Genomic DNA, 6,583 nt, shown 5'->3' on the forward strand with positions numbered 1-6,583 from the left:
ACCTATGCCCAGCCTGCAAAGGTCGCGACGCGACCTCAGCCCTCCCGACAAATCGGCGCGAGGGTAAACGAGAGAGAGTCGCATTCTATGCGGGAGGCCTGGGCCAAGTCGAACGCCTGATCGTCGCAGTCAACTACTCAGGTCACAGCGAGAACACCCTGCAGCAGCGCGCCCAGCAGCAGGAGTGCGCCACTGCTGCGGCGCCAGCCTTCACCCAAGGGCAACCACTTCTCAGCCAATACCAGCAGGGCCAGCAGCGCCATCCCCCACAGACTCATGGCCCCGACCACCAGCAGAAGCAGCATCAGCGCCCAGCAGCAACCCAAGCAGTACAGGCCATGGTGCACGCCAAGGCGCCAGGCACCCGACAACCCCGGACGCACCTGATGCTGAAGAAAAGCCAGTGGACTTTGGCAGTGCTGCAAGCAAGCCGCCTTTAACGGGCTCAATTGATACAAGCCGGCCAACAACAGCGCCAGCGCGCCGAGCCAGGGCGGCAGGCGCAGCACCATAGGATCGAGCCAACCGAGTTGTTCGCCCACGCCCTGCAGCACCGTCATCAGCAGCGCAAACAAGCTCCACAACAATACATAGGCAGCAGTAAACAGCAGCAGCTTGGCCAGCCGCTGACGATCACGCTGCAAGCAACGCCGGTAGAGCAAGAACACTGGCAGGGCGGCCGGCAGCATCATGGCCTGCATCATCACGACCCACATCAGCAGGGCAAACAGACCCGCAGGTGCCAACCAGTCAGTGGGCGGCATCTGCATCTCACCCATGGCCGCCATCAGCGCAGCCTGTTCAAACTGCCACCACCAGGCAACCGCTGTCAGCAGCAGAATGCACACGCTGGCGAGCAGCGCACCGCGCTCGATTGGCCTAGCCGCGAATGATGCCATTGGGCCCGGTGTGCAATTCGTAGAGCAGCGCATTGATCCCGCTGTAGTTCATCGCCACAGCCGCCGTGGTACTGAACGTGCCGCTGGCACAGTCGGCATTGGTAAACTGGAAACCATCCGGCAAGGTCATGCTCGCGCGATGCACCGTTCCATCCACGAGATTGCGGATGGGCTCGGCCTTGGCATCAATGGCACCCGGCACGTGGATACTCGCCGTCAGCGCGGCGCGGTCGGTGAATACCTGTACGGGCACGAAGTGGGGCTCATGCATGGTTTCTACCGTGCTGGCAAAGATGGCAAAAAATGCCGTTGGCTCCTGCTCCTGCCCGGAAAGGATGGTCAGTAGAGCGTGGCGCTGCGCATCGTTTGCACGCTCATCAATAAAGGCCTGGCACTGACCGTGCCCCTCATGAATAGCTCCCGGCCAGGAAAAAGTGCAGGCCACATGCAAGTCATTTAACGACACATCGGCGAAGTGCCCTTGCTCGATATGGAAGCCAACTGCAGCCTCGCAGTTGCCATGGGTTGGTGGTGCATTGAATTGGCAGGGGCAGCCATATGCGCAATTACATAAATCAACACCGACGCCGCGCAGACGCCAGTCGACATGAGCAGTCATGGTCATATCCTCACAGGCAACAATGCCTTGGCATGAGAGTAGACCGCACGACAATGCCCCTCTAGAAGCAATCGAACCTTGAGCACCTGCGCTAATCGAGCAAACGCATAACCATAAGCGCAGATGCACCAAGGGCAGCCTAAGCTGCCCTTGGTGTTAGTCCATTATTCCCACTCGATGGTCGCCGGCGGCTTGCTCGACACATCGTAGGTGACGCGGGAGATGCCTTCGATCTCATTGATGATGCGGCCGCTGACGGTTTCCAGCAGCTCGTAGGGCAGGTGCGCCCAGCGCGCGGTCATAAAGTCGATGGTTTCCACCGCGCGCAGGGCGACGACCCAGGCGTAACGGCGGCCGTCACCGACCACGCCCACCGATTTCACCGGCTGGAACACCACAAAGGCCTGGCTGACCTTGTGATACCAGTCGGCCTTGCGCAGCTCTTCGATAAAGATATGGTCGGCGCGGCGCAGCAGGTCGGCGTATTCCTTCTTCACTTCACCGAGGATGCGCACACCCAGGCCCGGGCCGGGGAATGGGTGACGGTAGACCATGTCGTACGGCAGGCCGAGTTCCAGGCCCAGGCGACGCACTTCGTCCTTGAACAGTTCGCGCAGTGGCTCGACCAGTTTCAGGTTCATCTCTTCCGGCAGGCCGCCGACGTTGTGGTGCGACTTGATCACGTGGGCCTTGCCGCTTTTCGCGCCGGCCGACTCGATCACGTCCGGGTAGATGGTGCCCTGGGCGAGGAACTTGATGTTGTCCAGCTTGCAGGATTCGGCATCGAACACGTCGATAAAGGTGCGGCCGATGATCTTGCGCTTCTTCTCCGGATCCGCTTCGCCGGCCAGGTTATTGAGGAACTGCTCCTCGGCGTTGGCGCGGATCACCTTGACGCCCATGTTCTCGGCGAACATGGCCATCACCTGCTCGCCTTCGTGCAGGCGCAGCAGGCCGTTGTCGACGAATACACAGGTCAGCTGATCGCCAATCGCCTTGTGCAGCAGCGCCGCGACCACCGAGGAATCCACGCCGCCGGATAGGCCGAGCAGCACGTTGGCGCTGCCCACCTGAGCGCGCACGTTGGCGATGGCGTCTTCAACGATGTTGGAGGCGGTCCACAGCGCTGCGCAGCCGCAGATTTCCAGGATAAAGCGCGAGAGGATGCGCCCACCCTGCTTGGTGTGGGTCACTTCTGGGTGGAACTGCACGCCGTAATAGCCGCGGCTGTCGTCGGCCATGGCGGCAATCGGGCAGCTCGGGGTGCTGGCAAGAATATGGAAGCCGGCGGGCATGGCGGTGACTTTGTCACCGTGGCTCATCCACACGTCGAGGCCGAATACGCCGTCGTCATCGACGTGGTCTTCGATGCCATTGAGCAGGCGGGCCTTGCCGACGATATCGACGCGGGCATAACCGAACTCACGCAGCTCGGAACCTTCAACCTTGCCGCCCAGTTGCTCGGCCATGGTCTGCATGCCGTAGCAGATGCCGAAAACCGGCACGCCGAGGTCGAACACGGCTTTCGGCGCGCGCGGGCTACCGGCTTCATGCACCGACTCCGGGCCACCGGCGAGAATGATCCCGCGCGGGGCGAAGGCACGGATGTCATCGTCGCTCATGTCGAACGGGTGCAGCTCGCAATACACACCGATCTCGCGCACGCGGCGGGCGATCAGCTGGGTGTACTGGGAGCCAAAATCCAGAATCAGGATGCGGTGAGCGTGGATGTCTTGATGAGCCATGGCCGTCTCTCGTAGCGGAATTCACAAATAACTCGGGGCTGCCCCATCGTTCTCAACAGCAGCAGCCCCGTGTATTCAACAATATTAAAAATCGTTGGATTCGCGTCGCGAGCATAATGCCCGCAAGGCAGCGCCCGATCCCTTCGGGCTCGCTGCATTCACCCCATCCATGGGGATCGCGGAAAATAGCGAGCAAGCGCAGTTGGCTGGAGCCAATGAGCATTGCGAGCTGCTTTCCAACGCCGCATGAGCAAGCGCAGCAACGATCCGGCGACTTTTCAGCCCACTCGGTAGTTCGGGGCCTCTTTGGTGATCTGTACGTCGTGTACATGCGACTCGGCCATGCCAGCGCCGGTGATGCGCACAAACTCAGGCTTGCTGCGCATCTCCTCGATGGTGGCGCAACCGGTGTAGCCCATGGAGGCACGCAGGCCGCCCATTAGCTGGTGAACGATGGCTGCCATCGCGCCCTTGTATGGCACGCGACCTTCGATGCCTTCCGGCACCAGCTTCTCGGCACCGGCCGAGGAGTCCTGGAAGTAACGATCCGAGGAGCCCTGCGCCTGCGCCATGGCACCCAGCGAACCCATGCCGCGGTAGGCCTTGTAGGAACGGCCCTGGAACAGTTCGACTTCGCCTGGCGCTTCTTCGGTACCGGCGAGCATCGAACCGATCATCACGCAGGACGCACCGGCGACGATGGCTTTGGACAGGTCACCGGAGAAGCGGATACCGCCATCGGCGATCAGCGGTACACCGGTGCCGGCCAGTGCGGCGGCAACGTTGGCCACGGCGGAAATTTGCGGCACGCCGACACCGGCGACAATGCGCGTGGTGCAGATCGAGCCAGGGCCGATACCGACCTTGACCGCATCAGCGCCGGCTTCGGCCAGCGCCTTGGCAGCTTCGCCGGTGGCGATATTGCCGCCGATCACCTGAACGTCCGGGAAGGTCTGCTTGACCCAACGCACGCGGTCGATCACGCCTTTGGAGTGACCGTGGGCGGTGTCGACGATGATCACGTCAACGCCGGCGTTAGCCAGTGCCGCGACACGGTCAGCGGTATCGGCACCGGTGCCAACGGCGGCGCCAACGCGCAGACGACCTTGATCGTCCTTGCTGGCCAGCGGGTAGGCCTTGGCTTTTTCGATGTCCTTGACGGTCATCATGCCCTTCAGGTGGAAGGCCGCGTCGACGATCAGGACTTTCTCGATGCGGTGCTTGTGCAGCAGCTCGCGCACCAGGTCCTTGTCAGCACCTTCCGGGACGGTGACCAGGCGCTCTTTGGGCGTCATCACTTCACGCACGGTGGCGTCCAGGCGGTTCTCGAAGCGCACGTCACGGGAGGTGACGATGCCGACCAGGTCGCCATCGCTCAGCACCGGTACGCCGGAGATATTGTGCATGCGGGTCAGCTCGAACAGGTCACGCACGGTAGCGTCGGCTTCGATGGTGATCGGGTCCTTGACCACGCCCGCCTCGTAACGCTTGACCTTGCGCACTTCGGCAGCCTGCTGCTCGACGGTCATGTTCTTGTGGATGATGCCGATGCCGCCTTCCTGAGCCATGGCAATCGCCAGACGGGCTTCAGTCACGGTATCCATGGCAGCAGAGAGCAACGGAATATTCAGTTCAATGCCACGGGTCAGACGCGTTTTGAGGCTGACATCCTTCGGCAGAACTTCGGAATAACCTGGAATAAGTAGAACGTCGTCGAAGGTAAGAGCTTCTTGACTGATACGCAGCATGGCGGGGGCTCCCGGACGGGAAAATTGGAAGCGCGCCATTATACTCAGACGCCCCCCTGCACTCAACGCAAAGTATCGACCTGCCGGCCTAAACATTTACCCGCAGGCGTTTTGCCCTACAGCTCGACCCGCACCAGCGAAATCGGATAGCCCAAACGTGCGGCGAACTCATCGAGAAAACTCTGCTTAAAACCGGCATCCGCCCAGTTGTTGAAGATAAAGCCCAGATTGGAAAAGCCGCAGGGCTGCAGAAACAGAAAGCCGTTGATGTCATCTTCATGGCCGCAGCGCGGGCAGGTGAAGTTGTCGGTATGCCCCGGCATCCACTCCTCCAGGCTGTCGAACAGCGCCTCACCGACTTCCTTGCGGCACTTGGCGCAGCCGGCCTCCTCAAGAAAGCCAGTGGTTGGGGTATAGATGCAGCGCGTGTAGATAATCTCCAGGCCATGCACCGCCTGCCCAAACGGCAGCAACTCGGGCCGCTCGACCACCCGCCGCGCGCCCTCGGCAATGCCGTAGCCCATATGTTTGAAGGTGCGCCCACAGGTGCTCAGCTGCTCGTCGATGATGTTCTGCTTGACCAGCCAGCGCAGGATCAACCGCGCCCGCGCCTCATGGCCGGGGAAGCTGGAAATCTGCGGCACGATGATGGCTTGCTGCTCATTCATAACGGGACTCGGTTTACGCTAAAGGCGCGCAGCTTAATGGGCTGACAACGCCGGTCAAGACCAATCCACTATGGCCGGATCGGCAAAGCCTTTACTATGCCGAGCATGATCAAAGACCCCTTCCAACGCCTGAACCTCGATCGCGAGGTGCTCAGCGTCAGCCAACTGAACAACCGCGCGCGCCTGCTGCTGGAAGATGTATTCGGCGGCATCTGGGTCGAGGGGGAAATATCCAACCTGGCCAAGCCGGCGTCCGGGCATATCTACTTCACCCTTAAAGATAGCCAGGCCCAGGTGCGCTGCGCGCTGTTCCGGCAGAACGCGGCCAAGGTGCGCCAGGCGCTGCGTGATGGCCTGGCGGTCAAGGTGCGCGGCAAGGTCTCGCTGTTTGAAGGGCGCGGCGACTACCAGCTGATTCTCGATGCCGTGGAACCGGCCGGTGATGGCGCGCTGCGCCTGGCCTTCGAGGCGTTGAAGGAGAAACTCAGCGCCGAGGGGCTGTTCGCCGCCGAGGCGAAAGTCGCCCTGCCGGCACACCCGAAGCGTATCGGCATTATCAGCTCGCCGACCGGCGCGGTAATCCGCGACATTATCAGTGTGTTCCGCCGCCGCGCCCCGCAGGTCGAATTGACCCTAATTCCTACCGCCGTGCAGGGGCGTGAGGCCACCGCGCAGATTGTCCGCGCTCTGGCTCTGGCCGACCGCAAGGGCTTCGATGCGCTGATCCTGGCCCGTGGCGGCGGCTCGCTGGAAGACCTCTGGTGCTTTAACGAAGACCCGGTGGCCCGCGCGATTGCCGCCTGCCTCACGCCCATCGTCAGCGCCGTGGGCCATGAGACCGATGTCTCCATCGCCGATTTCGTCGCCGACGTGCGCGCCCCCACGCCTTCGGCCGCCGCCGAGC

At 61.9% G+C, this 6,583-nt stretch carries 6 protein-coding genes; 1 reads left to right on the forward strand and 5 read right to left on the reverse strand.

Annotation, left to right across the window (positions count from 1 at the left end; all coding sequences use genetic code 11):
• Window positions 1–137: 137 nt before the first annotated feature.
• The 5 genes from WA145_RS02805 to WA145_RS02825 form a co-directional block, all read right to left on the reverse strand.
• Window positions 138–899, reverse strand: a complete 762-nt coding sequence (locus tag WA145_RS02805; RefSeq protein WP_422580108.1) for a DUF2182 domain-containing protein — start codon at window positions 897–899, stop codon at window positions 138–140.
• Window positions 880–1,518 carry a DUF1326 domain-containing protein gene (locus WA145_RS02810; protein ID WP_422580109.1) on the reverse strand — a complete coding sequence of 213 codons (639 nt, stop codon included), beginning with the start codon at window positions 1,516–1,518 and terminating at the stop codon, window positions 880–882. The genes WA145_RS02805 and WA145_RS02810 overlap by 20 nt, the downstream gene beginning before the upstream one ends.
• 164 nt (window positions 1,519–1,682) lie before the next feature.
• Complete coding sequence (guaA, locus tag WA145_RS02815) at window positions 1,683–3,263, reverse strand: glutamine-hydrolyzing GMP synthase (RefSeq protein WP_422580110.1); 1,581 nt, start codon at window positions 3,261–3,263, stop codon at window positions 1,683–1,685.
• A gap of 278 nt (window positions 3,264–3,541) precedes the next feature.
• Window positions 3,542–5,011: an IMP dehydrogenase gene (guaB, locus tag WA145_RS02820; protein WP_422580111.1), complete on the reverse strand. Its 1,470-nt coding sequence runs from the start codon at window positions 5,009–5,011 to the stop codon at window positions 3,542–3,544.
• A 116-nt stretch (window positions 5,012–5,127) separates the two neighbouring features.
• Window positions 5,128–5,679 (reverse strand): sugar ABC transporter ATPase, encoded by a 552-nt coding sequence (locus WA145_RS02825; protein ID WP_422580112.1) that lies wholly within the window; start codon window positions 5,677–5,679, stop codon window positions 5,128–5,130.
• A 105-nt stretch (window positions 5,680–5,784) separates the two neighbouring features.
• Between WA145_RS02825 and xseA the strand changes: the two genes are divergently transcribed.
• A partial coding sequence (gene xseA, locus WA145_RS02830) for an exodeoxyribonuclease VII large subunit (RefSeq protein WP_422580114.1) occupies window positions 5,785–6,583 on the forward strand: 799 nt, incomplete at its 3' end.

Source organism: Pseudomonas sp., assembly GCF_049301935.1.
Taxonomy (GTDB): Bacteria; Pseudomonadota; Gammaproteobacteria; order Pseudomonadales; family Pseudomonadaceae; genus Aquipseudomonas.